1 protein-coding gene is annotated in these 255 nt (G+C 72.9%); it reads left to right on the forward strand.

Features of this window, described 5'->3' with window-relative positions; genetic code table 11:
- Positions 1-7 precede the first annotated feature (7 nt).
- Positions 8-178, forward strand: coding sequence for a copper chaperone PCu(A)C (locus RVY79_RS20525; RefSeq protein WP_317466435.1), 171 nt, complete (start codon positions 8-10; stop codon positions 176-178).
- Positions 179-255 lie beyond the last annotated feature (77 nt).

The raw sequence follows: 255 nt of genomic DNA on the forward strand, positions 1-255 counted from the left end.
GCTGGCCCTGCCCGCCGGCCAGCCGGTGGCATTGAAGCCCGGCAGCTACCACGTGATGCTGATGGGCCTGCAACGCCCCATCCAGGCCGGCGAGACCGTGCCGCTGACGCTGACCGTCGAGGGCGAGGACAAGCAGCGCAGCAGCGTCGAGATCAAGGCCCAGGCGCGAGCCAAATAGCCGCCGCGCTGGCTCAGGCGCGGCCGGCGCTTGCCGCGATCGCGGCGATGTCATGCGCCAGCCGCGGCCACAGCGGC

The sequence above is a fragment of the Chromohalobacter sp. HP20-39 genome, assembly GCF_033052815.1.
GTDB lineage: Bacteria > Pseudomonadota > Gammaproteobacteria > Pseudomonadales > Halomonadaceae > Chromohalobacter.